We start from the raw sequence: 24862 nt of genomic DNA, 5'->3' as shown, positions 1-24862 counted from the left end.
CGCCGATACCTGCATGCCTAGAGCTCCAGGCGTCCCGGATGCGCTTCAGGATTGCGTCGCAGGCGAGGTCTCCGTTCCAGACTCCATCGCTTGTATCCGCGCCGAATCTCCCCCGCGGTCTTGGCGTCGTGGCATGGTTCGCAGACGCCCTGCCCGTTCGCGAGCGTGTGTGCGCCACCTTCGGCGACGGGCGTGCGGTGGTCGGCGATGGTCGCCGGGCGCCCGCCGCAGATGCGGCAGACGCGGTCGCGGCGTAGGATCGCGGCCCGGATGGCGCGAGGGAAGTGCTCGCGCCGGGGCCAGTCACCCACCCTGGTGCTCGGCGATGATGGCCTTGATGGCGTCGGCGTTGCCGCGCTTGAGCTTGTACCGGCCGAGGAGCTGGAGGGATTCGGCCGAGCCCACGCCGCGGGTGGCGCGTGGCTGGGGCGGGTGCCACAGGTGCCAGAGTGGATCGGTGCCGCGCCAAGCCTTCCCGGCGAGCGTGGCCCAGGCGATGCCGGCTGCGGAGTCTTCGCCGCCCCACCCTTTGAAGCGGGGGTCGAGGGGTGCGGCTTCGTAGAGGGCGCGGTCGATGACGACGAGTCCGCCGCCGGGCATGCCGGTGTACGGCCGCTGGGCAAGGGAGGCCGTCCCGATGTCCTCCCACGCAAGGCGCCCGCCGAGCAGCCGGCGGGTGGGTAGGGGCCCGAGTCGGCGGACCTGGCGGTGCGGAATCGCCCACCTCGCGTCCCCGAGTTGGACGGCTTCGACGGCGCGGCGGGCCCCCTCGCACCACACGTCAGCGTCGGCGATGACGAGCACCTCGGCGTCGGTCTTGGCGAGGGCGGCGCCGATCGCGTGCGCTTTGATCCACGGCTCGCCCTCGAAGAGTCCTTCGTGGAGTTCCCAGTCGGGGTGGGCGGCCTGCCAGCGCGGGCGCAGGTGGCGCCAGGCGCGGGATCGGTGGGAGTGGTCGGGGCGCCAGGGGATGAGGACGGCGGTGCGTCGGGTCATAGGGGCAGGGCCTCCGCGAGGGTGGTCTGGATCTGGTCGAGGGGCCGGTCCAGGGCGCTGGCGTAGTCGAGGTATTTGGTGTCGCCGCCGCCGATCCTTTGGTGGTGCAGGCGGATCGAGGGGATGCCGAAGGCGTCGGCGACGATGAGGCCGTGGAGTGATGAGGCGGCGATGACCGCGCATGAGCCGATCTGGGCGATGACCTCGTCGACGGGTGCAGTCACGTCGATGACGAGGTCGGCGTCGGGCCAGGTGCGGGTGTCGATGTAATGGGGGACGACGCCGAGGCGGTGGCGGGTGGTCGGTTTGTCCCAGAGGGCGGAGACGAGGAGGCCGGGGTCGCCGAGCGGCACCGTGTCGGGCAGGCCGAGGTGGGCGGCGGTGGTGCGGCCGCGGACGGCGGCGACGCGGCGGTACTCGACAGGGCGGGTGCGTCGGCGGCCGGGGGCGGTGCGCATGGCCCCGGAGCCCCACACGATGGTGTCAGTGTTGGTGACCATGTGGAGGATGGAGCCGCAGGCGACGAGTTCGGCCCGTTCGGGTTCGACGCGGCGGACGGTGTGCCCGAGCCGTTCGACGATGGCGGGGCCGAGTTCGTCCCCGAAGTTGGTGGTGCGGCCGTCGCGGGGCCGCCACCACCACATGTCCACGTTCGTCATTCGGTGTAGAGCCCCTTGGTGGTGCCGTAGTGGTGGATACCCCAGGTGACGGGGCCGATCTGCCTGCGGCGCATGTTGTACGGCAGCCACGTGTACGCGGGAAGGACCGGGACGTAGGCATGGGTGCGGTGCAGGCGGGTCATGAGTTCGCCGCCGGTCGTGCGCCAGGAGGGGTGGAGGTCGGAGACTTCAGCGAGGGCGTCCTGGTAAGCGGCGAGATAGGGGTGGCCGGCGGTGAAGGCCATGACCGCGTTCGTCAAGCGGGCAGGGCGGCCGTCCGGGAGCGGGTCGAGGTTCGGGGAGTGCACGACCCAGCCGTCGAAGTCCATGAACGGCGCGGCCGCGGGGTCGGCGACCAGCTCGGTGTCGGCGTCGATGTAGACCCCGCCGAAGCGGTTGAGGATCTCGACACGCGCGATGTTCGCGGCGCCGTTCCAGCAGCCCTCGGCGGTATAGCAGTCGTAGAGCCAGCGGTGGCGCAGCCCGAGTTCGGCGATGGCGGCCTCGTCCCACAGCCGGTACGTCCAGCCGTCGAGCTCAGCCCAGGTGTCCATCCACTCGGGTCGCTTGGCGGGGCCGATCCAGATCTGGTGAATGAGCCGTTCCACGGGGTCCTTCCGGTTGCGGTGCAGTCGATCAGCGGGGGGCGGCGTGGACGGGGCAGGCGTCCCAGCCGGGCGGGCGCGCGCAATAGGGGCAGGGGTCGGCGCTGGCGCGTCGGCCCACGGCCCACAGCAGGTCGCCCTCGGCGAGGTGCGGGAGGCACTTCGCTTCGTAGTGCGGATCGAGGACGAGGCCGCCGAGGTCGGCGCGGACGGGCTTCTCGTAGGCGACCGCCGCCCGGACGAGTGCAGTCCGGTTGCGCCACTTGGGATATCGGGTATTGAGGAGGCCGGTAGGCTCGGCACCGACGACGACGCCGACAACCGGGATCGGGTTGTCGGCGTCGTCGAGGCCGCAGCAGATCGCTGCGAGGGTCGAGCCCGAGCCCACGGGCACGATGATCCGCCTGAATTCGCGGTGTTCGAGCGCGTGGGCTTGGGCGGCGACCTGGTCTCGGTACACGGGCAGGTCCATGCCGAAGGGGACGTGTGCCCAGTCGGGGTGGGCGGCGGCATCGGTGCGGTACCGGGCCCGAATGACTGAGAGGCGCCCCGGCCGGTGACGCAGCAGGGTCGCCCCGGCGGCGAGGGCGGTGCGGGTCTCGTCGGTGTCGTTGCCCCAGCCGGTGTGGAGCCGGGCGGGGATGCCGAGGGCGGCGGCGACGAGCGCGGCGCGCTCCAGTTGCGGAGAGATGCGCGCCCCCGCACTCATCAGGCCCGGCGCGCCCTCGGCGGCGGTGAACATCGCGCGGGACTTCGCGCCGGAGGCCCCACCCCGAGACCAGGCATCCTCGCGCTTGACCCAAACGCCGCCGAGCAGCTCGACCGGCGTCACGGCGGGGGTGAAGTCGCTACCGCTCATCGGGGTTGCCGATGACCTCGGTCGCGAGCTTCGGGTCGCCCTTGACGAACGTCAGCACCCACTGGTGGTGCCGCCCTGCTTTCCGCGACGCTTTCCACTGCTTCGGGGTGCGGGCCGGGACCGACCCGAGGACGTTCATCAACAGCTGGTCGTTGTAGTAGTCGGCGCCGGCGGCCACGAACGCGCTCACGGTGAGCTCGGGGAGGGCGCGCAGGCGCCCGGCCGAGTCGCGCAGGTCGCCCACGACGTAGGTCGCGAACCGGTTGGGGCGCAGCCGCTCGACGGCCAGCGCGATCGTCTCGCGGTAGGCGGCGGCGAAGTCGCCCCAGGTCATGTTCGAGATGTCGCGCGCGTCGTCGGTGTACTTCTCGAGGTTGTGGTACGGCGGGCAGCTGAACAGGAAGTCGTACTCGGCTTCGGGGAGTTCGGCGAGGGTCTCGGCCGCGTCGCCGCAAAACCAGGTGGGTTCGGTGGCGAGGAGTCCGGCGGCGGCCCAGTCGGCGGCGGCGTCGAGGTCGGCCTCGATCTGCGCGGGAGAAAGGTCGATGCCGGTGTAGTCGTAGCCGAGGTTGGCGGCGACGAGTCCGCGGGGCGGTCCGCCCGCGTAGGGGTCGAGGATGCGTCCGCCGCTGGGGCAGTACCAGGTGTAGGCGAGTTCGGCGAGGACCGGGTCGAACGTACTCAGCGTGCCGAGCCCCGGTTTGTTGAAGACCTCGCGGGCCCAGAGGGATCGGGGGTCGAAGGTCTCAACCTCTTCGCGTCCGGCGCGCCCGGCGTCGCGGGTGAGCCCCAGGTCGTTCCAGTAGCGGCGGCGTTCCTGCCAGGGGCCGCGGTCGGTGCGCAGGATCGAGTAGGGGTAGATGCCGTGCAGGTCGATCTTGTGCTTGCGGGGCTCAGTGGGCATAGGGGTTCCCTCGGCGTCGGGGTCAGGGTGGGCCGGGGGAGGCATGGGGGCTCGACCGCCGACGCGGTGGGTTCGCGCGCGGGCCCTCCCCCGATGGCGTCGGCGCGGCACGCCGGCGGTCGAGCAGCTTGCGGGGGGGAAGGAAAGAGGAGGGGTCTCGCGGCCGGGCTCTGGGCACACCGGTGGCGAGCCAGAAGAACATATCCATACAAGTGTTCGATATGCCAGTGCGAGTGACGCATTCCACGTCCCGAACCGACTGGGGCGCTTGGGATCAGGGAGTGGCGGCAGCGAGCGCAGGAGGCCGGGCAACGGTGTCGGCGGGAGCGGCGGGGGTGGCGCCGGGGGCGGGGAGGCCGCGTTTCCAACCGCAGTTGGTGCAGGAGAGCCACAGGAGTGCGTGGGCCGGGTCGGGGGCGAGGGTGATGGCGGGGACGCGGACGCGCTGGCCATCGCGGTCGTATTCGGTGACGGACTGGGTCTGACAGTGCGGGCAGGCGGCGCCCCAGATGCGGCGGCGGCGCAGCAGCGGCGGGGCGAGCAGCTCGGTGATCCGCGCGGCCCACCGTTCGGCATCGGCGGCGAGGCGCTGGAGGCGGCGCTCGTCGCCGCGGGCGGTGAGGGCGTCAGCGACGCGGCGCAGGAGCCGGGCAGGCACAGGCCGGGGGTCGGGAACGGCGTGGACGGGGCCGGGGTCGATGTCGCACGATGCGGCCCAGTCGAGGGCGGCCTCGGCGATCTCGTTCCACAGGTCGAGGGCGCCGATGTCGAGCGGGGGCGTCGAGGAGGGGACGCGGCGGACGCCCTCGGAGCGTTCGCCGGAGTTGCCGACCGAGTCTCGCAGTTGGGCAAGTAGGGGCGGGATGGTGACGGTGCGGTCGTCGAGGGTTTCGCGGGTGGCCTCGGTGAGGGCGTCGAGGGCGGCGAGCCGGGTCTGGTTGGCGCTCATGGCACTCCAGGTTTCTAGAACAGGTGTTCGAGATAGTGGAGTGTAGGCGGCCGAGGCGGTTTCGGCCAGCACGGTGCGCCCGACCCCGCGCGGGGCGGGGCCGGGCGAAGGGTTCGCTCTACCCTTCCCGGGCGGCTTCGGCGATGGCATCGCTGAGGACCGCGCGGAAGACCGCGTCCATCTCCGCGTGGGAAAGTACGTGGCCCCGGTAAGCGCCGCCGGGACCGGTGTTGCGTTGCGCGTGGCGCTGACGGCAGGTCTCGTCGATGTCGGCGAACCAGATCGAGGTGCCGTGCAATTCGAGGTGGTAAGGGTCGCCGTCGCGGGTAGCGAACAAGTGCCCGGCGGGCCGGGCCGGGAGGTCCCAGATTTCGGCGATGTAGTGGATGCGGCGGACCTCGTAGCCGCGTTCGGTGAGGACGGCCTCGATGCGGTCGTCGCCTTCCTCGTTGAACACGGTGACGATGGTGGCAGGGCCGGCTTCGGGGCCGGGATTCCGGGTGGTGGTCATGGTCGTACTTTCCTTTCGCGGCAAGGGTGGGGCCGGGCCCGCCGGGGCGGGCCCGGACTGCTTAATGCGGGTAGTCGAAGTCCTCGGCGTCGGCGCAGTAGCGGCCTGGGTCGGGATTGACGTTGTCGGCGTAGGCGTAGGCGGCGCTGGTGGCGTCTTCGATCAGGCGCAGCAGGTCGTCGGTCGCCTCGTTCTTGCCGAGGATGACGGGCGCGGACACGTTGAGGTATTCGAGGGTGTCGGCGATGGCAGCGGCGCGCTGGTAGTGGGTCTGGGGCCCGGTGGGGGCGCTGTCCAGATTGGGGTGTTCGCTGACGGCGCGGGCCACCCTGACGAGGTGGCGGAGGTGTCCGGTCAGGTCCATGTCTCCCTGCTTTCCTTGTAGGCAATGGGTCGGGTACGGGCCTGGGGTGGCGCGCCGGGCCCGTCCTAGTGGGCCCGGCGCGCGCCGCGCTAGGCGGCGAGTGCTTCCTCTTCTTCGCCTTCCTCGGGGGCGGTTTCGGCTTCGACGGCCTCCCAGAACCGGTTGGCCTCGGAGGCGGCGACGCCGAGGGCGGCGATCAGGCCCTCGGCTTCGGGGTTCGCGCCGAAGAGGGCGGGGGCGGCTGCGGCGATCTCGCCGAGGGCCTCGGAAAAGGAGTAGGCCCTCCATTCGGCCTCGGTCTCCTCCCGGCCCGCCTTCGCGGTCCGCGCCAGGGCCGCTGCGGCTTCCTCGAACTCGCCGACCGTGATCGTCTTCTCTGCTTTCCGGGTCTTCTTGGTAGCCATCGTGTTTGCCCTTTCGCTATTGCCGTTCGCTTTGTCCTGGACGACGATAGGCGTTCGTATATACGAATACGAGCCGAGAAATAGGAGAATGCGAGTTGTCCTGAGCACTCGGATAAGGCTGGGGCAGAATGCTTTGTCCAGCGGACGTTGCCCTTCGGGAATAGCGAAGCCGCGCTGGCAGTCGGGGACTGCCAGCGCGGCGGGATGGTTGGCGAACGGGTTATCCGCCCTCGAAGCGGCGGAGGACCCAGCGGGGCACCAGGTCCCCCTCGGGGGCGTCGGCGGGTCGCCCGTGTTCGCGAATCAGTTGGTACATGTACAGGTAGTACACGTCTTCGCATTCGAGGTCCAGGACTGGTTCTCCGCGGGCTTCCATGTCGGCGGCGAGGCCGTCGGCTTCCGTCTGCGCGAGGTCGCGGATTTCTTTCCAGGTCAGCATGGTGTCGGCTCCGTTCGATCAAGGGTTACCTGGTGGGGGCGGGGCCTTGCGGCCCCGCCCTGCTGCGTCACTTCCGGGGGTCGTTGATGGCGTGGGCGAAGCGCTCGACCTCGTAGACCGCGCTGTTGAGTCGGCTCTGCGCCTCCTGGTAGCGGTAGGCGACAAGGCTGTCTTCGGGGTAGCCCGCGTTGTCGCCGAACGCCTCTTTCATACGGTCGGCTACGAAGTCGAGGAGGCGGAAGTACTGCACCGCTTCGGCCGCGAGGTCGCGCTCGCCTTCCGGGCTGGCCTCGGCCGCTTCGGCGGCAATCGCGGTCGCGTTGACCAGGTTTCCCAGGGCGTCGGTGTAGCTCATGCTTTTCCTTCTCTCACAATCGCTTTCGCATTCCCTTACCTGGACGACCATAGGCGTTCGTATATACGAAAACGAGCCCTGAAGGCATGGAATACGAGTAGCCTCCAACACTCCTCAAGAGACTTTCGAGCGGAGACGTGCGGCGGGGCGCGCTGGCTGTTGCGGGCCAGCGCGCCCCGGGCGGTCAGGCGATCGAGGCGCGCCATTCGTCCTCGGGAAGGGTGACCGCCCGCCCCTCCCGGATCACGATCACTTCGGTAGCCGACTCGTACTTGTGAGGGGGACCGAGATAGGTGTTGGCCTCGTAGGCGACGACGTTGCCGAAGCTCCGGACTTGGCCGTCCTTGGCGTCGCGGAAGTCGGTCAGGAGCTGGTTGACTTCGGCGGCAATGTCGGCGCTGGTCCGGTCCTTCTCGGTGAACTCGATGTGCCAGTCGGATTCGATCGTGCCCGCCGCTTTGGCGTCGGGGTCGTCGCTGGCGTAGTCGGCGCACACGAAAACGCCCATGACCGCGTCGGGCCGCCGGGCGAGGTAGCCGGGTTCGCCTCGGGGGTCGTCGTTCTCAATCCGGACGTAGGTGCCGTTGGCGATCAGGGGCGCGATTTCAGCTTCGGGGATCGGGGGCGTGATGTGCAGGGCGTCGTAGACGTCGACGTGGTCCATGCGTGTTCCTTCGGTGTCTCGGGGTGGGGGGGCGGGCCTGGGGCCCGCCCCTTCTGGGTCGGGTTAGGGCCTGCGGAGGAGGCAGCCGCAGTCGCCGTAGTCGATGCGGTGGGCGTCGACCTCGTTGGCGTAGAAGGTCGCGAAGTGCCGCAGCCAGTCGTCGACCTCGTCGGCGTCGGGGAGATCGACGGCCCGGCCGCCCTCGCCCCGGGGGCAGGTCGCGGCGTGGGCCTCGGCGAGGTAGACCTTCCGGTAGTTGTCGTCGCGGTAGGTCCGGCCGAGCGCTTTGATGGTGAACATGGAGGATTCCTCCTGGTAATCTCGTTGTGGTTGAACGGCTTCGCCCCAGTGGCGGGGCTGGGCGGGCGGCCCCGGTGCTAGCGGGGCCGCCCGTTTCGTCTTGCTAGGCGTCCTCGGTGAAGTGCCAGTCGGGCGCGTAGGCGATGAAGCCCGGGTCGTGAAGCTCGTACCGGAGGGCCTTCACGAAGTCCTCGGTCTCTTGGGCGCTGGTGTAGCGGCCGAGGTGGTGGGCGTAGCGCATGAGGTCGCGGAGGGTGCCGGAGAACGCCAGGCAGGTCTTGCCGTACATGCCGCGACCCGAATAGGCCTCGTGGTACGTGATCTCGGCTCCGGAGAAGGCTTCTCCCTCTTCGAGAATGTGTCGATCAATAGTCGGCATTTGCTTTTCCCTTCATCCTTTGGTCGCTCGACCATAGCCAGGTCGTATATACGAGAGCGAGCCCTGAAAGGCGATAGATCGAGTGATCCTGCCCGCTCGAACCAGGACACGAAAAAGGGAGGCGATGTAAATCGACTCCCTTATCCGATCTCACTCCTGTGAATTTCGTCCCGTTATTCGATCGGGTATTCGGAAGCTACTTCGATGGTCATTCGCGCGATGGCGAGGTGGGCCAAGACGCGGTCCCCTGCCGCCCGCCCGTCGACGTCGGCGAGATGGTCCTGATAGTTGCGGGTCCGCTCGGAGGCCGTCTCGATGATCTTGCCGATGGCCCAGAGCGCATCACCGGGAGTGGTTTCACCCGGGTCGGTCACACGCTCGATGGCGGTGCGGATGAGGTTGACGGCATCCTCGAAGTTGGCGGAATTGAACGTGCGGTTGGTCATTTCTACTTGTCCTATCGGTCGTGGTTGAACGGCTTCGCCCTTGCGCGGGCCTGGCATGGGGGGCGGCCCCGGTGCTAGCGGGGCCGCCCGTGTTCAAGTGCGGCTAGTCGTCGTCTTCGGCGAGTTCCCACCCGGGGTAATACGCGATGTAGTCCGTGCCGAACTGGTCGATCCGGACGTCCTCCGCGAGGTCGCGCCAGTCGCCCAGGGAGGCCCCGAGGTAGAGGTGGAACGCGAGGAGGTTGGTGATCGATCCGTAAACCGCGAGGCACCGCTCACCGAACATGGCCCGCCCGGAGTAGTGCCCGTGCAGTTTGACTTTCTCGCCGCTTTCTTCGATGGCCTCCTCGAAAAGGAGCCGGTTGATGTACTGCATGGTCTTTCCTTTCTCTCTTGGGTGGCTCGACCATAGCCAGTTCGTATATACGAAAGCGAGCCCAGAAAGGCGAAATTGCGAGTGATCCGAGCCGCTCGGAATCCGGCTTCGGAATCGGGCGTTCACGCGCGCTTGCGTCGCCGGGATCGTTGGAATCGCACCGAGATGAGATCCTTGAAATCGATGCCGAACTCGCATCGGCTGTACTCCTTGCCATCCAGTGCGTTGTCGTGGACGTCGTACACCTTGCCCGTCAGGCTCATCTTCTGCATGGTGTCCGCCGCGTCGATGTACCAGATTGCGACGCCTTCCGCCAGACCGTATTCCTGAATTTCGGCCTTGATCGCCGCCAGTGCGGCGACGGATTCGGCGTCAAGGTGGCGGGTACTGGCATCGTCGGACGTCGAGCCGGCGTCGTTGCTCTCGGAATGCATTGTTCTTCCTTTCGGTCGTTTGCGTGGCTCGACCATAGGAGGCTCGTATATACGAATGCGAGTCCAGAGGCGGAATGATTCGAGTGTTCCGACCCGCTCCGATGTGGGCACGGAAAAGGGGGAGGCGATTGGTGATCGCCTCCCCCCTCTTGTGTTCGGTTATGCGTCGACGGCGGGCGCGTCGTTCTCAGGACCGTGGTCCTTGACCTCGAACCGCTTCAGCCATGCGGCGGCGGCTACCTGGAACGCGGCGTGCCACGTCTCCCAGGGCTCCCACTCGCCCACGTGCCAAAGCGGCCTCCGCCCGCCCCAGGCCATGTAGGCGGCGGCGGGCTCGGGCGTGGGGATCGCCGGGTGATCGGCCGGGAACCGGCGCAGCCAGTTCGACACCGTCGTCTGGCGGACGCCGAAGTGGCGCGCGACCTCGGCCGTGCCCATGTAGCGGGGGCCCTGCTCGCGGTTCCCGGTCACCGCCGGTCGCGCCGGGCGGCCCCCGGCGCGTTCGGCCGCGTTGTTGAGCGCGAGTTCGGTGTTGAACAGGCTGCCCGGAACCCAGAACTCTCGGGCTTCGCCCGCGCCGTCAAGGAAGGCGAATTCAAAGGGTCGCAGGCGGACGCGGGCGGCACCGAGGATCTGGCTGACGGCCCAGAGTGCTTGCGCGGGGCTCGCCTCGGCCGGGTCGGTCAGTCGCCGCATGATGGTTTCGATGGTGGCGATGTCCGCTTCCTGGGCGGTGGTGAGGTTGGCGTCGTGATCGGACATGGTCCGTCCCTTTCGGTTCGGGCGATCACGGCTCGGAGGCGGGGCGGGGGCTCGGCCGGGTTGCCGAGCCCCCGCGTGGGGCTATTCCTCCTTGTAGGTCACCGTCTCGGTCCGCTCGTCCCAGGCGGCGGGCGTCGCGCAGAGGTGGGTTTCTCCGCGCAGGCACGCGCCGACCAGGTAGGTCGCGATGCGGTCTGATCCGAGGTCGGTTTCGTTGCTGAGTTCAACGATTCCGGCCGCGTCGATCTTCGCCCAGATCGTGTTGGGCACGATCCGCGAGAGGGTGATCTGGCCGAGGCGGCGGCGCGCGTCGATCCGGTTGCACTTGGCTTCGTGCAGTTCCAGGACGTTCACGCACCGTCCGGCCAGGGCGTCCCACACGGGCGTCGTGAACCACCCGTAATGGATGTTCGTGTCGCCGCGCGGGTTGAGGTTGTGGCCCATCGGGCCTCCTTGCTATGATCGCTGTGCTAACAGTTGCGGCGGTCCTGCCGGGTTTTCCCGGCCGGACCGCCGTTTTTCGTCATAGCGGGCCGCTCATACACTGTTGAATTGATTTACAACGTGTCTCGCGGTGTCCCGCTTTGACTGCTCGACCATAGGCGGTTCGTATATACGACGGCGAGTCTCTGAAGCGAGAATTTCCAGGTTTTTCGATAACGTATTGGCGACTCCGTGACGCTCTTTTCGGGGAGCGGAAAAGGCGGCGCTGGCTGCGCCGCCTTCCTTGTATTCACCGGTTTCTGTGGACGCCCGGCTGGTCGTCGTGTCCGCTACCCGCGTGCGCGCAGGTGTTCCATGAGCGCCTGGTAGTGGTTCCAGGCGTCCTCGCCTTCGATGTCGTTGCCGCAGGTCATCTGGATGGTGACTTCGACTTCGTGCAGGACCTCGGCGAGGTCGCGGGCGGCCTGGGGCAGGTCGAGGGCCTCGGTGCGGCCCGTTTCCGCGTCCTCTTCGCCCGCGAGAAGCCGCTCGTAGGCCGCTCGGGCGTCGCTGCCTTCACGGGCACGGAGCGCTTCGACAAAGCGGATGTCCCGGTCGCTGTTCATTTGAATACCTCCTGGTTTCGGTCCGGGAGGCTTACAACCCGCCGGGGCGGCAGGTTGCTTTCCCGGTACTGCTCGACCATAGGTTTCGTATATACGAACCAGCCAGCCTGAATAGCGGAGTATTCGAGTCGAGTAGTTCACTCGCCGAGGTCTGGCGTGGTATATACGAACGGGTTAGAGTCGCGGTATGGCAAACAAAGACCCGTACACGACCCCGAGGGCAGTGCGCATTCCCGACGACGAGTGGCAGGCACTCGACGCGGTCGCGCGGGCCCACGCCACGAACCGAACGGCTGCGATCAGGGCGCTGATCCGCTGGTATGTGGGCGCTCCCGGCGCGACCCTGCCGGCCCGCATCGAGACGAGGGTGGGCGCATGAGCACCGAAGAGACATCGACCGGGCTCGACGCGCGCCAGCGCGAACTGGCCGTCCTCCTGGCCGCGGCCGGAATCTACCCGCGCACGGCCACGTTCGGCGAGGCCGCCGACGCGCTGGCCAAGCCCGGAGGCCGCGCCCGCCCGTCGAGCGCGGTACGCGACACCGGGCGGCGCCTTCCCGTCCCGTCCGCGCTGGCCGCCGCCCTCGCGACGCACCGCTTCGCCGACGCGGGCCCGGTGTTCGGGACCCGGCCGTCAGTGGCGACTTTCGAGGAGTTCCGCGAGCAGTGGATCGCCCTCGCTCCGAAGGAGACCCGCCCGACCCAGCAGCGCGTGCATCGCGGCGGCGGCTTGGCGGACGACGACGCCGTTGCCGAGCAGCCGTAGCGCGGCAACACGGCCGAGTCCAAGCCCGGTGACGTGGGCGGGCGGGGCGTCCATCATCCACTCGACGAACTCCGGGCGCAGTTGCGGCAGCCCGCCCGCGCTCAAGGCGGCCGGGGCCGGGGCCGCGCGGCCGGTCACGTGCTCCCACCGTTCGATGGCGGCTCGGTAGCGCCCCCAATCAGGGTGATGGCGCTGGGCAGGGTGTAGTCCCTGCGGCTGCCCCGCGACTGGTTCGCACTCCCCTTCTTCGCATCCGATGCCAGGGGCGTCGGTAGGAGCACCGCCGAGAGCGGGGGCCGCCAGCCCCGGCCCGGCCTGCGCCCGGCCGTCCCCGTGTCCGAGGCCCGGGGCGTCGGCAGCAGCGAGGCGACCTCGGCCGCGAGACTCAGCCCGTGGGTGCCGGCCTCCTGCGAGGGGGTGCGGCGGTAGACCCGCTGCTCGTTCGGCGACGCGCGCGGCGTGGGCAGCAGCCCGCCACCGGCCGACGTGTTCGGCGATGTCGCCTGCGCGCTGGCGGTCCCAGGCGAGGAGGAACCATCGTTCGCGGCGGTGCGGGGCGCCCAGACCGGACGCTGCCAGGACCGTCCACTCCGTGTCATACCCGAGCGCGGCCAGATCACCGGCGACGGCGCCCATGCCGGATCGAGTGATGGCTGCGACGTTCTCCAGGAAGACGAGTCCGGGTCGAAGTACGCCGAGGGCAGCGGCGATGTCGGGCCAGATCCATCGCTCGTCGGCCTCGCCGAGGCGCCGCCCGGCGAGGGAGACCGGCTGGCAGGGGAACCCGGCGGCGACGAGGTCGACCGGTTCGACTCGGCTCCAGTCGCATCGGGTGAGGTCCCCGACATTGGGAACGCCCGGCCAGTGCGCAGCGAGGACGGCACTGGCGTCGCGGTCGGTTTCGGCGTGCCAGGCGGGTGCGCCGCCGAGCACGGCCTGCACGGCGAGGTCCATGCCCCCGTATCCGGAGCACATGCTCCCGATCCGCATGGGCCGGAGGGGAAGAGGGGTAGGGGTGGTTGGCACAAGAGCGGCCCTCCTGTCGGCGGACAGGGAGGGCCGCCACGGAATCTAGCACATCTGTTCTATGAATCCTTGCGGTTGGTGTCTACGTCACTGAGGATGGCGTCGCCGATGGCGTAGGCGGTGAGGGCGGCCAGGCGCATCCGGTCGTGGGTGAGGTACAGGCCGGAGGTCAGGTCGATGGTGAACTCGGCGGCGCCCTTGTCGGCGGTGAGCGCGCGCATTTCGGGGTCGGCGACGTAGGACTGGAAGTCGGCGCGGATGTAGTCGTAGCCGCGCGCGAGCCGGGCGGCGGGGTCGATGGTGGAGGTGGTCAGGATGAACATAGGGATACCTCTTTCTTGAGTGCTGGTTTCGGTTCGGTTCGGGGGGCCGGGCACGGCGGTGCGGTGGGTCCGGTGGCGGCGAGCCGGCGGCCGTCCGGCCACGTCCAATAGGGGACGGGTTCGGGCCGTCCGCCGCTGATGTAGGCCAGGGCGAGGCCGCAGTGCTCGCATTGCTCGTCGAAGCGGCGGGCGGGGTCGTCGATGTCCTCGCTTTCCCAGTGCTCGCGCCATCGGTGCCCCGAGCGGGTGCCGGGGGCCGGGAGTTGGGAATCGCGCCAGGCGGCGAGCGCGGCTGCGGCGCGGTCGTGTCCGGCGTCGGCGAGAGCGGCCGCGGCGGCGGTGACGGCCTTACGGGAGGCGCCGGGCCCTGAGAATCGTTCGGGCGCTGGCAGGTTCGCCTTTCGCCAGCGGTGGAGCGTCTCGGCGCTGCCCCAGTGCGCGCCTTCGCGGAGGAAAGCGAAGGCAGCGGCGAGGGCCTCCCAGGGGGTGGCGGCGGCAGGTACGGGGCGGTTCGTTTCACGCATCGGCGGCGCCGTTCGCGGGTGCGGGTTCCGCGCTGTGGAACTCCCTGAGGAGGCGATCGGCGGTGGCGAGCGCGGCGCGGGCGTCGGCGAGGCGTTTGGTCTGCGCCGGTTCGAGCCGCCGCGGGGTGTTGGCGGCCATGTCGCGGACGCCTGCATCGACCAGGCTGGCGACGGAGAGCAGGCGCCACGCGGTATGCCGCAGGAGACTGCCGTCGCTGACGGTGCGCAGTTCGTCTTGGAGTTCCTTGGCGGTCTTGGCGATGAAGTGGCCGCGGAGGGCGAGCTCATCGCGGAAGCGGTCGGTGGCGGTCGGTGGGTGGTACACGGTGTGGCTGCTTTCAGTACGGAGTGGAGGGTGGCGGGTCGGGCGCGGCCCCGGTCGGGCCGGGGCCGCGCGGTGTTCGGTCACGACGTGGCGGGTTCGCTGGCGAGCTTGGCCAGCTCGTTGGCGTCGAGACGTTCGAGTGGGTTGGCACATTGGCCGGAGAAGCCGACGCCTTCGCGTTGGAGGAGGTCGCGCGCGGCTTCGTGTCCTTCCCGGTTGCCGCGTGGGCGGCCGGAGGCGGCGAGGACGCGGTGTCGGCCGGGGACCGCTTCGGCGTCGAGGTACGGGCTGATGACGGAGTGGCGGATGCCGGTCAGCTCGGTGAGGGTGGACATCGCGGTCCACTTTCCGACTGGGATCGCCGCGACCAGCCGCTTGACCTGTTGATGCCATTCGGGCGCAGGGCGTCGCGTCCGATCGAGGCCGCCCGGTTGGGGGCGCGGCGCGGCGATGGCTGCGCGCAGTTCATCGGCGCGCATCCGCTGGTTCGGATCGGCGACGCCTGCCCGGCTGAACCGCACCCCTTCGCGGCGTAGTCGCTTTCGGACGGTGTCGGGTTCGAGGCCGGACGTCTCCTTGCGGCGGGTCCGCCCGTTGGCCAGGAGGACTCGGTGGTCACCTGGGAGGGAGTCCGCCGCGAGGAACGAGGTGATCTCGCGGGGATGGTGTCCTGTCAGGTCCGTGAGTTCCTTGATCGCGATCCAGCGGCCCTCGGGGATCGCCGCGAGCGCGGCACGGACCGTCGCCTGCCACGTGTCGGCCAGCGAGCCCGCGCGCCGGACCTCGTCGGTGACCGACAGACGGGGCCGGACGGCCGTCAGCTCCTCCAGGTAGTCGGGGAAGCGGCGGCGCGGGCACGGCCAGTCCTCGTATCGCAGGTCCGGGGTCGCTTCGCCCGCAACCCAGTCGAGGACGAACCGGGTGTCGCCGCAGACGGCTCGGAGCGTCATCGACTTGCCGCTGGGCCCGGTTATGAATGCCGCGTGCGCGGCCCCGGCGAGGTCGTCGCGGTCGCCGCCCCGGATCAGGTCCCGGTATTCGTCTTGGCTGGGGGCGGTGATGGTGACGGTCGCGGTGTCGTCGTCGATGACGAAGGTCTCGGCGTCGTGCTCGAATGGCCGGTGCAGGTATTCGGCGGCGAGGCTTTCGAGAAGGGCGCCGATACGGACGCGGTAGTCCGAACGCCACGGATCGACGCCCGCAGGGCGGTCGGCGAGGCCGGTTGCGGCGGCGTGGTTGTCGGGGATGACCGCGCGCAGGCCCGGCGCTTCGGGGGCGTGGAGTTCGAGGGCGATGCGGGCCCCGCACACCCGCAGCGTTTGGGCCTCGCGCAGCCATCCGAGCCGGGGGTCGGTCCAGGCCGGGCGGACGCCGACGGCGATGTCGGTCTCGGCGCCGGTCGCGGCCTCGGTGAAGGCGACGCCGTAACCGAGGTCGATCACGTCGCCGGGGACGCCGGGCGGCCAGCCGGAGGTGGGCCGACCGGGCAGGTGGCCGGGTGCGGCGTCAAGGACGCGGGCGCGCAGGATGCCGCGCAGACCGGTCATGCCGGTCTCGATGCCGACGCGCTGGCCGTGGGTTCCGGTGAGGGTCAGGGTGCCCCACCGGTCGCTCATGATCTCGGCGGCCGGGATGGCGGCGGTGCCGATGCCGAGGAGGACGTGTTCACCGCCGGTCAGGTCGCGGACCGGGGTCTCCCACCATGCCGTCTGGCATTCGGGGCCGCAGAACCGGTGTCCCGGTATCGGTTTGAAGGGGGTGCGACATCGCCAGCACAGGTTGAATCCCATGTCAGGCCCCAACCGCGAGGGCTTGGGCGAGGGTGGGCCGGAACGGGCGCGGCGGCATGGTGGCCGATCGGGCGATGACGCCGACGGCAACGACCAGGTGCCCGATGTTGTCGGCGTCGAGGGCAAGGAGGGTCGCGCCGAGGTCGATCTTCAGTCCTGCGGCCAGCGATACGGCGGCCCCGGCGAGGGCCTTCTCGCCCCCGGCCAGAGGCGCTTTCGGCAGGTCCCGGCGCATCGCTCGGAAGTCGATGCACACCAGGCCGTCATAGGCGTCGATGAACCGGAGCGTCCATGCGTGGTCGAGGAGCCCGGTGTCGTCCAGGAGGCGGACGGCGGACATGAGGCCGAGGTCGCCGTTAGCCCAGGCGTGCAGGTCGGCCGGGTGAAGTACGTTCAGGTCGGCGGCGGCCGGGCAGGTCTCGGCAGCGGCGGTGTCGTGGCTGGCGCGGCAGATGGTCGGGGTGTTCATCGGGTCTCCTTGCTCAGGTCGGGGGTGTAGCGGTCGATGAACTGCTCGATCCGGTTCATGTCGGGCCGGGTGAGCCCGGTGGAGGTCGCCGGGCGGATGCCGAGGAGTTCGCGGTCGTGGTTGTCGATCTCTTCGGCGCACTCGTCGTCGGTCCAGATGACCGGGCGCGGCGATGCCTGCGCCTCCTGCCAGGCCCGCCACTTGTAGACGCGGAGGGTGGTGGGTGACATCGGGTGGGTCCAGGCCCGCACCAACTTCGGCAGGTCCCAGAGGTCTTCGAGTTTGTCGGCGACCGGGCACCAGGCGCTCGCCCACACCAGATCGACGCTCCGGTTCTCGGCGAGGGCCCTGATCCGCTTGACCAGTGTCGGCGCCCAGGTGATCGAGACGCCTACGCGGTCGACCATGACCGCGCGTCCGGTCTGGGAGGGCCAGTCGCCGTCGACGGGGTAGTTCGCGTTAATCACGCCGCCGACGCCTAGCAGCCAGACCGGCCGCCGATCGGCGTTCAACAAGTCTATGTATTCGCTGGTCAACACCAGGTTTCGTCCTCTCTTGTGGGTGGAAGTCTGCGAGACCATAGGGCTCTAAGGCGGTCCTCCCAGTCGCCGACCCCGAGACCTCCGAACGGCCGATCCCCCTGCCCGCCAGCGCTTCTCGGACCCGGGCCGCGCCGCGCCGGGCGCGGTCAGCCCGTGCCTGGCCGGTCCCGAGTTCGGGCCGTGTTCCGGTAAGTGCGCGGCCGCGGGCGGCGTCGGCCCGCCCGGCGCGCAGGACCGCGAGGACTTGCGCGTCGTAGTCGGCGGCGTCGGGGTCGAGGCCGCGCAGCAGTTCCTGTTCGGACATGCCACTGCGAGCGAGAGACCGTCGGCGCTCGCGCTTGACGCGCTGGACGACGTGGCCGACTTGCAGCCAGGTGTCGGGGGCCTCGGCGATGTGCTCGACCACGGCCCGCAGCGCCTCGTCGCGTTCGACGCCGGCGAGGGTCAAGACCATCGCCCACAGCCGGATGTCGTCGGCCGCGACCGTGCGCCGGTCGGCACGCGCGACCATCCGCAGCACCTCGGCGGCCTCCTCGGCGGTCACGGGTCACCGCCTTCGCCGAGGACTTCGGCGAGCGCGGCGTCGACCTGCCGCATCCGCACGTCGGTGGTCGCTTCGCGAGCCGGGGCCCGCTGGCGGGCGGCGGCCAGGCGCAGCCGGTCGTACTGCTTCCGCAGCGTGGTCATGCTGAGCACGTTCGCCCGCCAGAACTCATCGCCTTGGCACCAGTCGATGGCGGCGCGGATCTGCTCGACCGTGCGGCCGTCCCGGTCGAGCATGAGCCGGGCCGCGTCCTTCCAGCCCTTCGTGATCGTCGGCCGGCGCGATCCGTTCTGCTCGACGCGGTCGGCCAGGTAGGTGCACAGCTCCTCGACCTCGGGGCGCACCTGCTCGGCGGCGTCGGCGCGCGAGCGCCGACGAGAAGAAGAACCTTGAGGTGGCACGACCTTGAGGTGTCCCCCTGAACCCTTACCCCTTACCCCCGGCCCATTCGCCTGGCCATCGGCGAAGGGTTCGCCGGAGCCATCGCCGGAGGGATCGGTGGCGGGTTGCTCGATGGCGTCGGCGAGGTCGGCGATCATGCCCGCCAACGGTTCACGCGACCCGCCCGGCATCACCGCTGCCGGGTCGTCGCGCAAGCGCACCAGCTCGACCGCGAGCGCGGCGCGCAGCAGCGGCGAGGTCACCGCCGCCAGCGCCGAGCGGGCGGCGCGCAGCAGGTTCGGCTGCTTATACACACGATCATTGCGTATGTGCGTGCGCACGAGCAGCTCCTCGCGCTCGAAGTCCACGACGACGAAGCGCGCCTTCGCGAGCTGGGCGAGGTCGCCCTCGATCGCGGCGACGGCGGCGCGGAGGTTGTCGGCCCAGCGGCGCACCCGCAGCGCAACGGACCCGCAGTGGGTGAGGTCCCGTTGGGAGAGCAGGTAGACGTACATGCGCTGGGCGCTCGCCTCCAGGGCGAGGAAGTCGGCGTCGTCCCACAGGTCGGCGTAGATGCGTGCTTCAGTGCGCGCCACGGCCCACCTCCGGGACGGTGGGCCGGAGCTGGTCGTTGTCGTGGAGCAGGACCGTGGCGACGGGGATGTCGAGGTAGCCGGCGATGGCGGCGGGTGCGTGGCCGCGGGCAGCGAGCTCGTCGACCATCCGGCGGCGGCCGGGGCCGCGGCGGCGCCGCCACGCGGTCCGGTCGGCTTCGCGCTCGATGGGGCTCGCCCAGCGTCGCCAGTCGGCCGAGGCGTGCGCGCGCATCACGGGGGCGGTCGCGACCATGACCACCGTGGCGGGGGAATCGGAGTCTTCGACGTCCCAGTGGGGCGGCCCGTCGAGGAGGAATCCCGCTTCGGTGACCAGGGCGCCGAGCCAGGTGGTGGCCTGTCCGATCGCTCGGGAGCGGGGCAGGTCGGCATCGACGGGGATGCGCCAGGAGCGGACGAGCGGGGTCACGGCGTCCACACCTCGGCGCGGGCGACGAGATCGTCGGCGACAGTCTGGGCGCGGTCGGGCTCGGCCAGGTGCTGACCGACCAGGTACTCCCCCAGCGTCTTTCGGGCGGCGGCAGCGCGGGCGAGGGCTTCGGCAAGGAAGGGGCATCCCGTCTTCGCGCAGCCGGTGGCCTTGCACCGGTCGGTCGCCTCGGCTACCGCCCGGTCGGCGGCGAGCACGTCGCCGGCGAGGTCGCCTAGGGCGATCTCCTCGTCGCGGACTAGTACTTCGCCTGCGAGTGGTCCGAGTCGGTGGCGCCGTTCGGCTTCGGCCAGTTCGTTCATCGCCGCGTCGAGCCGCTTGACGGCTTCGGCGGCGATGTCGCGGGCGAGCCGGGCGTCGGTGGCGGCGCGGTCGAGTCCGGTGCGGACGGCCGCGAGGAGGCGCAGGCACTCCTGGTGGGTCATGTGTTCGGTCCTTTCGGGTCGGGGGTGTCGCCGCGGCCGCGGTCGGTGGTGTCGTCGGGGCGGTCGAGGGCGCCGGGGTCGAGTTCGCGCAGGCGCCGCGCGAGTCCTTCGGCGGCGAGCGTTGCGAGGTCGGCGCGGTCTTCGGCTTCGGCGGTGCGGCCGTGGCGGTCGGCGCGGCCGACGAGGAGCCCAAGCCCGAACATCGCTGAGGGCAGCACCAGGGCGCAGGCGCATCCGGCGCCGATCGCCCAGCCCACCCAGGTCACCGGACGGCCCCGGCGGCGAGGACGACCAGTGCGGCGGCCAGTCCGACCGCGCCGAGGGTGAGGGCGCCGATGATGACCAGGGCCCAGCCGATGACGGCGCCGAGATGCTTATGCGGCATGCGGGCCCCCGGGGGTCGGCCGGGCGTCGGTCATGAAGCGTGCGAGGAGGTCGTCGGCGCCGCCGGGGTCCGCTTCGGTCAGGTCCCAGCGCAGGCCTGCGGCGTAGACCTCGATGGCGCGCAGTGCTTCGGCTTCGCGTTCGGCGTTCTGGTCTTTCTCGGCCTGGCGGGCGACGCCGAGCTGCATGGCGATGAGCGCCAGCACGTCGGCGCCCGGCGCGGGGGCGGCGATGACGCTCATACCAGCACCGCCGCGGCTGAGGGTCCAGTCTCGCCGCACCGGTAGAGGCCGATGGGAATCTCGTGCAGCGTCGGGGCGGCCCCGGCGCGGAAGTGCTCGGCGAAGACGCCGCGCTGGTGGTGGGCGCACACGAAGTACGCGCGCGCCTCGGTTTGGATGCGGTAGGCCGCAGGGGCGGCGCAGACCGGTGTCATGGGAACTCCTGTCGCAGTGGGGGATCGGAGGCCGTGCGGTGCGTGCGCTCGCTCACTTCGGTATTGCGTTCGAGCGCACTCGAAGCGGTAGCGTCCGGGCATGTCCATGCCCGAGGGCCGCGCCCGGCGGCAAACCTGTACGCGCCGCACTCAGTTGCGGCTTGCACATGCAGAAAGTGAGGAACGTCGCACCTGATCGAGCAAGGTCGATGTGCTAGTCGGGGGCCACGACGGGAACCTCGCCGCTTTCGTGGATTTCCCGCAGGTGGTCGGCGGTGAATCGGGCGTGTCTGCCCACTTTGGTGAATGGGATCGCCCGCGCACTCACCTTGTCGCGGACCCATGATGCGGGGACGTTCAGCCAGGCTGCCGCGCCGGCGATGTCGACCAGCCCATCGGGGTAACGGATCTTGGAATCGACGCTCACTTGCCCCGCCTAGAGCGCGCGAGCTGGGGAAACCGCAGCACGTAGCCGTCGAACCTGGACAGTGGCGGCACCGCCGCTCGCGTGAACTTGGTTGCAATCATGCTATGAAACTAGCAGTCTCATAGCAATGTTGCAACCAACAGAGTAGGGTACGGGGCAGTAATATCCCCACTACCCGTGCATAGCACCGGAAACCGGTGTGATGAGGAGGTTCTCCATGCCGGAGATTGCGCTCATCGGCCCCAGCTTGAGGCCGCCGCTTGCAGCGTGCCTGCAACCACTGCGACCCAGCCGTTTCGCGTACCCTGTTGCGCATGACACCGGAGCAACAGAGCGACACCGCGGGGGCATGGCCGTACAAGGAGTTCACGGTCTACCTCGACGACGTCCTCCGCGCGGCCGGAATCCCCGACTCGAAGCGGACCGGCCGCCCGAACATCGCCGAGTTCGCCGAGCGCACCGGCATCGATGCCGCCCGGCCGGGCAAATGGGCCTCGGGCAAGCTCCGCCCGACTGCGGACGCACTCCGCAAGATCGCCGACGCCTTCGCCGACGACCTGGACATGCCCGTGGACGAGCTCTATTCCCGGCTGATGACCGCAGCCGGATTCGGCGCGAGCAGCTCCAGCTCGACCCCTCCGATCGAATGGGGCGCAATGGCCGCGATCAAGCGGCTGTACATCAGAGCAGGCGAAGAGGATCGCGAGTGGATTCGCGGCAAGCTCGCGGATCTGCAAGAGCAGATCGAGATGCGGATGACGCTCTCGCAGCAGACCAAACGCGGTAGTTGACCGAAAAACCAAGCGGCACTTCACAAGCCAGGGATCTAGTGTGGCCTACGTCAACTGTCGGCTAGTAGACAAACGGCGGTCGCACCGTTAAGTTAAGTAATCCCCCCCAAACGGGGAGTTATTACACCAAAGTTAACAATTCCCATCAAATGTCCATCCCCCCAGTGGAGCGACTGCTCATGACCAGACAGTTCAAGCGAATACTGGAGGCCGCCGCGGTCCTCTTGACTCTTGTGAACACGGCTTACTTCGCGGCGAGTTGGGAGCGCAGCCACATGCCCTTCCTTCTGGTATCACTCCTCGTGATCACGGTTATCGCCGTGGTCATCGTCCGGTGCATCCCCATCACCATGCGGGACGAAGTCCGGCGGGAGTTCGCGCGTCAACGCGTGCTCAACGGTGTCGAGAACACCACCACGAGCTCCACCGAGCTCGGCGACGACGACCCCTCCTCGTAGCGACGAGGATTCCGGCCCTCGTTAGCCGGACCCCACCTTTCCCCATCAACGCTTCACCACCGGCAGACACAAGGTGAAGACTCACGGCCACTGACCGCGCAAGGGACACGGACAGCCGCACCCAGCGGCCCCGAGCGCGGCGCCTGGACCAGTGGCCCCACACCCGCCGCCTTCGGGTCGATTAGGGCCGCAGCCAGCGGCACTCGAACGCGGCAGCCAATCAGCAACTCCCCTCAGGTGTTCCACCCGAGTCTGATGCCGTCTCTGATCAGGACGGCGTCCCCAAAAGCTCCCTTTGCGACGAACGCTTGTTCGCTCGCTGGTGCCCGCATGTCGGCGTACGGTCCTCGACCACCGCCGGCAGGCTCACTGTTTGTCGGCGTGACCGAGTGGCGCAGCCTCCCCCGAAGCCGCTGCGCCCCAACCGATCCGACAATAGGAGAGCAAGCGCTATGTGGGTTGAGCCGTACAACGGCGGCAAGCTGTACCGCATCCGCGACATGGTGAACGGGAAGAAAGTCCCCATCGAGAGCGGGTTCCCGAACAAGACCACGGCTGAAAACCGGCTGCTGCGCCTCAAGGTCGAGAAGATGGACGGCGGCCTCCTCGCCACCGGGGCCGACAAGAAACTCCTCGGCGTCTGGGTGAACGAGTGGTGGGCCAGCCACGGCAAGAAGGTCGCACACTCCACCACCCGCACCGAGGGCGGGCGCATCCGCAAACACATCGTGAGCCGCATCGGACACCTTCCGCTCAAGACCTTCGGCCCGCGCGACATCCGCGAGTGGCTCGACCAGTTGATGGAGCCCGACGACGCCGATTACGACCCGCTCGGTGCGAAGTCCATCCTGAATATCCACGGCTACTTGAGCATGGCGCTCGATGCCGCTGTCGCCGAGCGCCTGATCCGGGTCAACCCGTGCACGGTCTCCGACCTTCCGAAGTGGGAGCGGGCCGAACCACGGTTCCTCACCGAGGGCGAGCTCGCGCGCGTCATCGAGCTGACCCCGGCGTACTGGAAGCCCGTGGTGGTTTTCCTCGCCGCCTCCGGGGCGCGGATCTCCGAAGCGTTGGGGCTCCAGTGGAAGAACGTCGACCTGCTCACCGGCCGCATCACGTTCGCCACCCAGCTCGTCGACCGGGATGGCACCTTCGTAGATGCCCCACTTAAGACGAAGTACTCGCGGCGGACCATCACGGTCCCGCCCTCGGTGTGCCAGGTGCTCGCCCTGCTCTGGTCAGCTGACCGGCGCGACAGCGACTACGTGTTCCGATCGCAGAACGGCGGGCCGACCCGTTACGCCGTGGTGCGCCGGGCCTGGCGCAACGCCCTCGAAAAGACCGAGTTCAAGGGCTTGGGCTTCCACGCCTTCCGCCACACCCTCGCCTCGCAGCTCATCAAGCGCAACAAGTCGCTCACCTCGATCCAGAAGCGGCTCGGCCACTCCTCGATCAAGGTCACGTCCGACCTCTACGGCCACCTCTACCCGGAGGTGGACGAGAGCATCGCGGTTGCCGTGGAGGAGATCCTCGAAGGCGCCCACCTGGCGGGCATCGTCGAACAGGCAACCGAGGAAGCCGAGCGGGAGAGATCACTCCAAGGCCAGCCCTGGCGGCCGGGAGCTGTCCCAGACTCTGGCGACGAGCGGGAGGGATCACTCCCAGATCGGCCCTGGAAGCCCGGAGAAGCCGGAATCCGGTGGGGAAGTGATGGGGAATCGGTGGGGAATTCAACCTTGAGCAGCCCGGACGTACCCGGAATACCAGGTCAGCGGGCAAAGAAAAATCCCAGCTCATCGGCCCTCTCGGGCGTCTGAACTGGGATTACGTTGGCGGTGGCGGTGGGATTTGAACCCACGGTTGAGGGTTACCCAACACTCGCTTTCGAGGCGAGCTCCTTCGGCCGCTCGGACACGCCACCGCCGAGAACACTACCGGACCCGGGCGGCGGGCGCTGAACCGGGCTCGGCGATCCAGCTCACAGCCAGTCCCCGCAAATTCATGGGATGTTTATGAGAAGCTGGCGTCATGACTGCACACATCTCCGCCAAGCCGGGCGACATCGCCGAGAGCGTCCTCCTTCCCGGGGACCCGCTGCGCGCGAAGTGGATCGCCGAGAACTTCCTCACGGACGCGACCCGCTACACCGAGGTCCGGAACATGTACGGCTACACCGGAACCTACAAGGGCAAGCGCGTGTCAGTGCAGGGAACGGGGATGGGCCAGCCGTCCGCGTCGATCTACACCCACGAGCTCCTCGACGTCTACGGCGTCAAGACCGTCGTCCGGGTCGGCTCCGCCGGGGCGATCCACAACGACATCGAGCTGCGCGACGTCGTCGCGGGCATCGGCGCGTCCACGAACTCGTCGATGAACCGCATCCGCTTCAACGGCGTCGTCGACTACGCGCCCGTCGCCGACTTCGGCCTGCTGCGCGCCTCCGTCGACGCCGCCGCCGCGCGCGGGATCAACCTGCACGTCGGCCAGCTGTACTCCTCGGACACGTTCTACACCGACGCCCCCGAGGTCGAGGCCAAGCTCGCCGACTACGGCATCCTCGCCATCGAGATGGAGGCCGCGGCGATCTACACGCTCGCCGCGAAGTTCAAGGCGCGCGCGCTGGCGCTGTGCACGATCTCCGACCACATCCTCAAGGGCACGGAGCTGCCCGCGGCCGACCGGCAGGAGTCGTTCTCCGAGATGGTCGAGATCGCCCTCGATGCGGTTACCGCTTAAGGATTCGCCTGCGAGGC

At 69.3% G+C, this 24862-nt stretch carries 42 protein-coding genes and 1 tRNA gene; 5 read left to right on the top strand and 38 right to left on the bottom strand.

Annotated features, from left to right (window positions below; all coding sequences use genetic code 11):
• Positions 1-17 precede the first annotated feature (17 nt).
• The 21 genes from ACGGCP_RS02805 to ACGGCP_RS02705 all read right to left on the bottom strand — a co-directional run bounded on the left by ACGGCP_RS02805 (position 18) and on the right by ACGGCP_RS02705 (position 11455).
• Positions 18-311: an HNH endonuclease gene (locus ACGGCP_RS02805; protein WP_392960108.1), complete on the bottom strand. Its 294-nt coding sequence runs from the start codon at positions 309-311 to the stop codon at positions 18-20.
• The gene (locus tag ACGGCP_RS02800; RefSeq protein ID WP_392960105.1) at positions 304-996 is read right to left on the bottom strand and encodes a hypothetical protein; all 693 of its coding nucleotides are present in this window, start codon (positions 994-996) and stop codon (positions 304-306) included. Before ACGGCP_RS02800 ends, ACGGCP_RS02805 begins: the two co-directional genes overlap by 8 nt.
• The gene (locus ACGGCP_RS02795; protein WP_392960102.1) at positions 993-1655 is read right to left on the bottom strand and encodes a polysaccharide pyruvyl transferase family protein; all 663 of its coding nucleotides are present in this window, start codon (positions 1653-1655) and stop codon (positions 993-995) included. The genes ACGGCP_RS02800 and ACGGCP_RS02795 overlap by 4 nt, the downstream gene beginning before the upstream one ends.
• Positions 1652-2263 (bottom strand): glycosyltransferase family 32 protein, encoded by a 612-nt coding sequence (locus ACGGCP_RS02790; protein WP_392960099.1) that lies wholly within the window; start codon positions 2261-2263, stop codon positions 1652-1654. Before ACGGCP_RS02790 ends, ACGGCP_RS02795 begins: the two co-directional genes overlap by 4 nt.
• A 28-nt stretch (positions 2264-2291) precedes the next feature.
• Positions 2292-3119 (bottom strand): hypothetical protein, encoded by an 828-nt coding sequence (locus tag ACGGCP_RS02785; protein WP_392960097.1) that lies wholly within the window; start codon positions 3117-3119, stop codon positions 2292-2294.
• Entirely contained in the window at positions 3109-4023 is a 915-nt protein-coding gene (locus ACGGCP_RS02780) for a class I SAM-dependent methyltransferase (protein ID WP_392960094.1), read from the bottom strand. The genes ACGGCP_RS02785 and ACGGCP_RS02780 overlap by 11 nt, the downstream gene beginning before the upstream one ends.
• A 274-nt stretch (positions 4024-4297) precedes the next feature.
• A complete protein-coding gene (locus tag ACGGCP_RS02775; protein WP_392960091.1) occupies positions 4298-4972 on the bottom strand; it encodes a hypothetical protein in 675 nt (224 codons plus the stop codon).
• Between the two features lie 118 nt (positions 4973-5090).
• Positions 5091-5483: a hypothetical protein gene (locus ACGGCP_RS02770; RefSeq protein WP_392960088.1), complete on the bottom strand. Its 393-nt coding sequence runs from the start codon at positions 5481-5483 to the stop codon at positions 5091-5093.
• A gap of 61 nt (positions 5484-5544) precedes the next feature.
• On the bottom strand, positions 5545-5847 hold the full coding sequence (locus tag ACGGCP_RS02765) for a hypothetical protein (RefSeq protein WP_392960086.1): 303 nt from the start codon (positions 5845-5847) through the stop codon (positions 5545-5547).
• A gap of 89 nt (positions 5848-5936) precedes the next feature.
• Positions 5937-6251, bottom strand: a complete 315-nt coding sequence (locus ACGGCP_RS02760) for a hypothetical protein (protein WP_392960083.1) — start codon at positions 6249-6251, stop codon at positions 5937-5939.
• Positions 6252-6471: 220 nt separating this feature from the next.
• On the bottom strand, positions 6472-6690 hold the full coding sequence (locus tag ACGGCP_RS02755; RefSeq protein ID WP_392960081.1) for a hypothetical protein: 219 nt from the start codon (positions 6688-6690) through the stop codon (positions 6472-6474).
• 67 nt (positions 6691-6757) lie between these two features.
• A complete protein-coding gene (locus ACGGCP_RS02750; protein WP_392960078.1) occupies positions 6758-7045 on the bottom strand; it encodes a hypothetical protein in 288 nt (95 codons plus the stop codon).
• 184 nt (positions 7046-7229) lie between these two features.
• The gene (locus ACGGCP_RS02745; RefSeq protein ID WP_392960076.1) at positions 7230-7709 is read right to left on the bottom strand and encodes a hypothetical protein; all 480 of its coding nucleotides are present in this window, start codon (positions 7707-7709) and stop codon (positions 7230-7232) included.
• 63 nt (positions 7710-7772) lie between these two features.
• Positions 7773-8009, bottom strand: coding sequence for a hypothetical protein (locus tag ACGGCP_RS02740; protein WP_392960073.1), 237 nt, complete (start codon positions 8007-8009; stop codon positions 7773-7775).
• A gap of 103 nt (positions 8010-8112) precedes the next feature.
• Positions 8113-8388: a hypothetical protein gene (locus tag ACGGCP_RS02735; RefSeq protein ID WP_392960070.1), complete on the bottom strand. Its 276-nt coding sequence runs from the start codon at positions 8386-8388 to the stop codon at positions 8113-8115.
• 173 nt (positions 8389-8561) lie between these two features.
• The gene (locus tag ACGGCP_RS02730; RefSeq protein WP_392960068.1) at positions 8562-8834 is read right to left on the bottom strand and encodes a hypothetical protein; all 273 of its coding nucleotides are present in this window, start codon (positions 8832-8834) and stop codon (positions 8562-8564) included.
• A gap of 103 nt (positions 8835-8937) precedes the next feature.
• Positions 8938-9210 (bottom strand): hypothetical protein, encoded by a 273-nt coding sequence (locus ACGGCP_RS02725; RefSeq protein ID WP_392960065.1) that lies wholly within the window; start codon positions 9208-9210, stop codon positions 8938-8940.
• Between the two features lie 122 nt (positions 9211-9332).
• On the bottom strand, positions 9333-9644 hold the full coding sequence (locus ACGGCP_RS02720; protein ID WP_392960062.1) for a hypothetical protein: 312 nt from the start codon (positions 9642-9644) through the stop codon (positions 9333-9335).
• A gap of 159 nt (positions 9645-9803) precedes the next feature.
• Positions 9804-10406, bottom strand: coding sequence for a hypothetical protein (locus ACGGCP_RS02715; protein WP_392960060.1), 603 nt, complete (start codon positions 10404-10406; stop codon positions 9804-9806).
• An 81-nt stretch (positions 10407-10487) separates the two neighbouring features.
• Positions 10488-10850, bottom strand: a complete 363-nt coding sequence (locus tag ACGGCP_RS02710) for a hypothetical protein (RefSeq protein WP_392960058.1) — start codon at positions 10848-10850, stop codon at positions 10488-10490.
• Between the two features lie 329 nt (positions 10851-11179).
• Positions 11180-11455 carry a hypothetical protein gene (locus ACGGCP_RS02705; protein WP_392960056.1) on the bottom strand — a complete coding sequence of 92 codons (276 nt, stop codon included), beginning with the start codon at positions 11453-11455 and terminating at the stop codon, positions 11180-11182.
• A 187-nt stretch (positions 11456-11642) separates the two neighbouring features.
• On the opposite strand from ACGGCP_RS02705, the gene ACGGCP_RS02700 reads away from it, so the two are divergent.
• Positions 11643-11834, top strand: coding sequence for a hypothetical protein (locus tag ACGGCP_RS02700; RefSeq protein WP_392960054.1), 192 nt, complete (start codon positions 11643-11645; stop codon positions 11832-11834).
• Between the two features lie 254 nt (positions 11835-12088).
• On the opposite strand, the gene ACGGCP_RS02695 is transcribed toward ACGGCP_RS02700, so the two are convergent.
• From ACGGCP_RS02695 to ACGGCP_RS02620, 16 genes are all read right to left on the bottom strand, one after another.
• Positions 12089-13210, bottom strand: coding sequence for a DNA cytosine methyltransferase (locus ACGGCP_RS02695; RefSeq protein WP_392960052.1), 1122 nt, complete (start codon positions 13208-13210; stop codon positions 12089-12091).
• Between the two features lie 95 nt (positions 13211-13305).
• Entirely contained in the window at positions 13306-13569 is a 264-nt protein-coding gene (locus ACGGCP_RS02690) for a hypothetical protein (protein ID WP_392960050.1), read from the bottom strand.
• Positions 13557-14093, bottom strand: coding sequence for a hypothetical protein (locus ACGGCP_RS02685; protein WP_392960047.1), 537 nt, complete (start codon positions 14091-14093; stop codon positions 13557-13559). Before ACGGCP_RS02685 ends, ACGGCP_RS02690 begins: the two co-directional genes overlap by 13 nt.
• Positions 14086-14418 (bottom strand): hypothetical protein, encoded by a 333-nt coding sequence (locus ACGGCP_RS02680; protein ID WP_392960045.1) that lies wholly within the window; start codon positions 14416-14418, stop codon positions 14086-14088. The genes ACGGCP_RS02685 and ACGGCP_RS02680 overlap by 8 nt, the downstream gene beginning before the upstream one ends.
• An 80-nt stretch (positions 14419-14498) precedes the next feature.
• A complete protein-coding gene (locus tag ACGGCP_RS02675) occupies positions 14499-16208 on the bottom strand; it encodes a hypothetical protein (RefSeq protein ID WP_392960042.1) in 1710 nt (569 codons plus the stop codon).
• A gap of 1 nt (position 16209) precedes the next feature.
• On the bottom strand, positions 16210-16677 hold the full coding sequence (locus tag ACGGCP_RS02670) for a hypothetical protein (RefSeq protein WP_392960039.1): 468 nt from the start codon (positions 16675-16677) through the stop codon (positions 16210-16212).
• Positions 16674-17144: an HAD domain-containing protein gene (locus ACGGCP_RS02665; RefSeq protein ID WP_392960036.1), complete on the bottom strand. Its 471-nt coding sequence runs from the start codon at positions 17142-17144 to the stop codon at positions 16674-16676. The genes ACGGCP_RS02670 and ACGGCP_RS02665 overlap by 4 nt, the downstream gene beginning before the upstream one ends.
• The gene (locus ACGGCP_RS02660; RefSeq protein WP_392960034.1) at positions 17137-17763 is read right to left on the bottom strand and encodes a hypothetical protein; all 627 of its coding nucleotides are present in this window, start codon (positions 17761-17763) and stop codon (positions 17137-17139) included. Before ACGGCP_RS02660 ends, ACGGCP_RS02665 begins: the two co-directional genes overlap by 8 nt.
• Positions 17760-18740 carry a hypothetical protein gene (locus ACGGCP_RS02655; RefSeq protein WP_392960032.1) on the bottom strand — a complete coding sequence of 327 codons (981 nt, stop codon included), beginning with the start codon at positions 18738-18740 and terminating at the stop codon, positions 17760-17762. Before ACGGCP_RS02655 ends, ACGGCP_RS02660 begins: the two co-directional genes overlap by 4 nt.
• Entirely contained in the window at positions 18727-19167 is a 441-nt protein-coding gene (locus ACGGCP_RS02650; protein ID WP_392960030.1) for a hypothetical protein, read from the bottom strand. The genes ACGGCP_RS02655 and ACGGCP_RS02650 overlap by 14 nt, the downstream gene beginning before the upstream one ends.
• On the bottom strand, positions 19164-19613 hold the full coding sequence (locus tag ACGGCP_RS02645) for a hypothetical protein (protein WP_392960027.1): 450 nt from the start codon (positions 19611-19613) through the stop codon (positions 19164-19166). Before ACGGCP_RS02645 ends, ACGGCP_RS02650 begins: the two co-directional genes overlap by 4 nt.
• Positions 19610-19870 carry a hypothetical protein gene (locus ACGGCP_RS02640; protein ID WP_392960025.1) on the bottom strand — a complete coding sequence of 87 codons (261 nt, stop codon included), beginning with the start codon at positions 19868-19870 and terminating at the stop codon, positions 19610-19612. Before ACGGCP_RS02640 ends, ACGGCP_RS02645 begins: the two co-directional genes overlap by 4 nt.
• A 5-nt stretch (positions 19871-19875) precedes the next feature.
• Entirely contained in the window at positions 19876-19998 is a 123-nt protein-coding gene (locus tag ACGGCP_RS02635) for a hypothetical protein (RefSeq protein WP_392960023.1), read from the bottom strand.
• Positions 19988-20239 (bottom strand): hypothetical protein, encoded by a 252-nt coding sequence (locus ACGGCP_RS02630; protein ID WP_392960021.1) that lies wholly within the window; start codon positions 20237-20239, stop codon positions 19988-19990. The genes ACGGCP_RS02635 and ACGGCP_RS02630 overlap by 11 nt, the downstream gene beginning before the upstream one ends.
• Positions 20236-20433 (bottom strand): hypothetical protein, encoded by a 198-nt coding sequence (locus ACGGCP_RS02625; protein ID WP_392960019.1) that lies wholly within the window; start codon positions 20431-20433, stop codon positions 20236-20238. The genes ACGGCP_RS02630 and ACGGCP_RS02625 overlap by 4 nt, the downstream gene beginning before the upstream one ends.
• Positions 20434-20647: 214 nt before the next feature.
• Positions 20648-20860: a helix-turn-helix domain-containing protein gene (locus tag ACGGCP_RS02620; RefSeq protein WP_392960017.1), complete on the bottom strand. Its 213-nt coding sequence runs from the start codon at positions 20858-20860 to the stop codon at positions 20648-20650.
• 314 nt (positions 20861-21174) lie between these two features.
• On the opposite strand from ACGGCP_RS02620, the gene ACGGCP_RS02615 reads away from it, so the two are divergent.
• The 3 genes from ACGGCP_RS02615 to ACGGCP_RS02605 all read left to right on the top strand — a co-directional run bounded on the left by ACGGCP_RS02615 (position 21175) and on the right by ACGGCP_RS02605 (position 23926).
• Complete coding sequence (locus tag ACGGCP_RS02615; protein ID WP_392960015.1) at positions 21175-21651, top strand: helix-turn-helix domain-containing protein; 477 nt, start codon at positions 21175-21177, stop codon at positions 21649-21651.
• Between the two features lie 179 nt (positions 21652-21830).
• Entirely contained in the window at positions 21831-22109 is a 279-nt protein-coding gene (locus ACGGCP_RS02610; RefSeq protein WP_392960013.1) for a hypothetical protein, read from the top strand.
• 452 nt (positions 22110-22561) lie between these two features.
• Positions 22562-23926 carry a tyrosine-type recombinase/integrase gene (locus ACGGCP_RS02605; protein ID WP_392960011.1) on the top strand — a complete coding sequence of 455 codons (1365 nt, stop codon included), beginning with the start codon at positions 22562-22564 and terminating at the stop codon, positions 23924-23926.
• 13 nt (positions 23927-23939) lie between these two features.
• Here ACGGCP_RS02605 and ACGGCP_RS02600 read toward each other — a convergent pair.
• Positions 23940-24030 (bottom strand) — tRNA-Ser (locus ACGGCP_RS02600).
• A gap of 107 nt (positions 24031-24137) precedes the next feature.
• Here ACGGCP_RS02600 and deoD point away from each other — a divergent pair.
• The gene (gene deoD, locus ACGGCP_RS02595; protein ID WP_392960008.1) at positions 24138-24845 is read left to right on the top strand and encodes a purine-nucleoside phosphorylase; all 708 of its coding nucleotides are present in this window, start codon (positions 24138-24140) and stop codon (positions 24843-24845) included.
• Positions 24846-24862 lie beyond the last annotated feature (17 nt).

This window comes from Glycomyces sp. NPDC048151, from assembly GCF_043202775.1.
Classification (GTDB): Bacteria; Actinomycetota; Actinomycetes; order Mycobacteriales; family Micromonosporaceae; genus Glycomyces.
The sequence above is the reverse complement of the archived record's forward strand: the minus strand, read 5'-3'. Positions and strand labels throughout refer to the sequence as shown.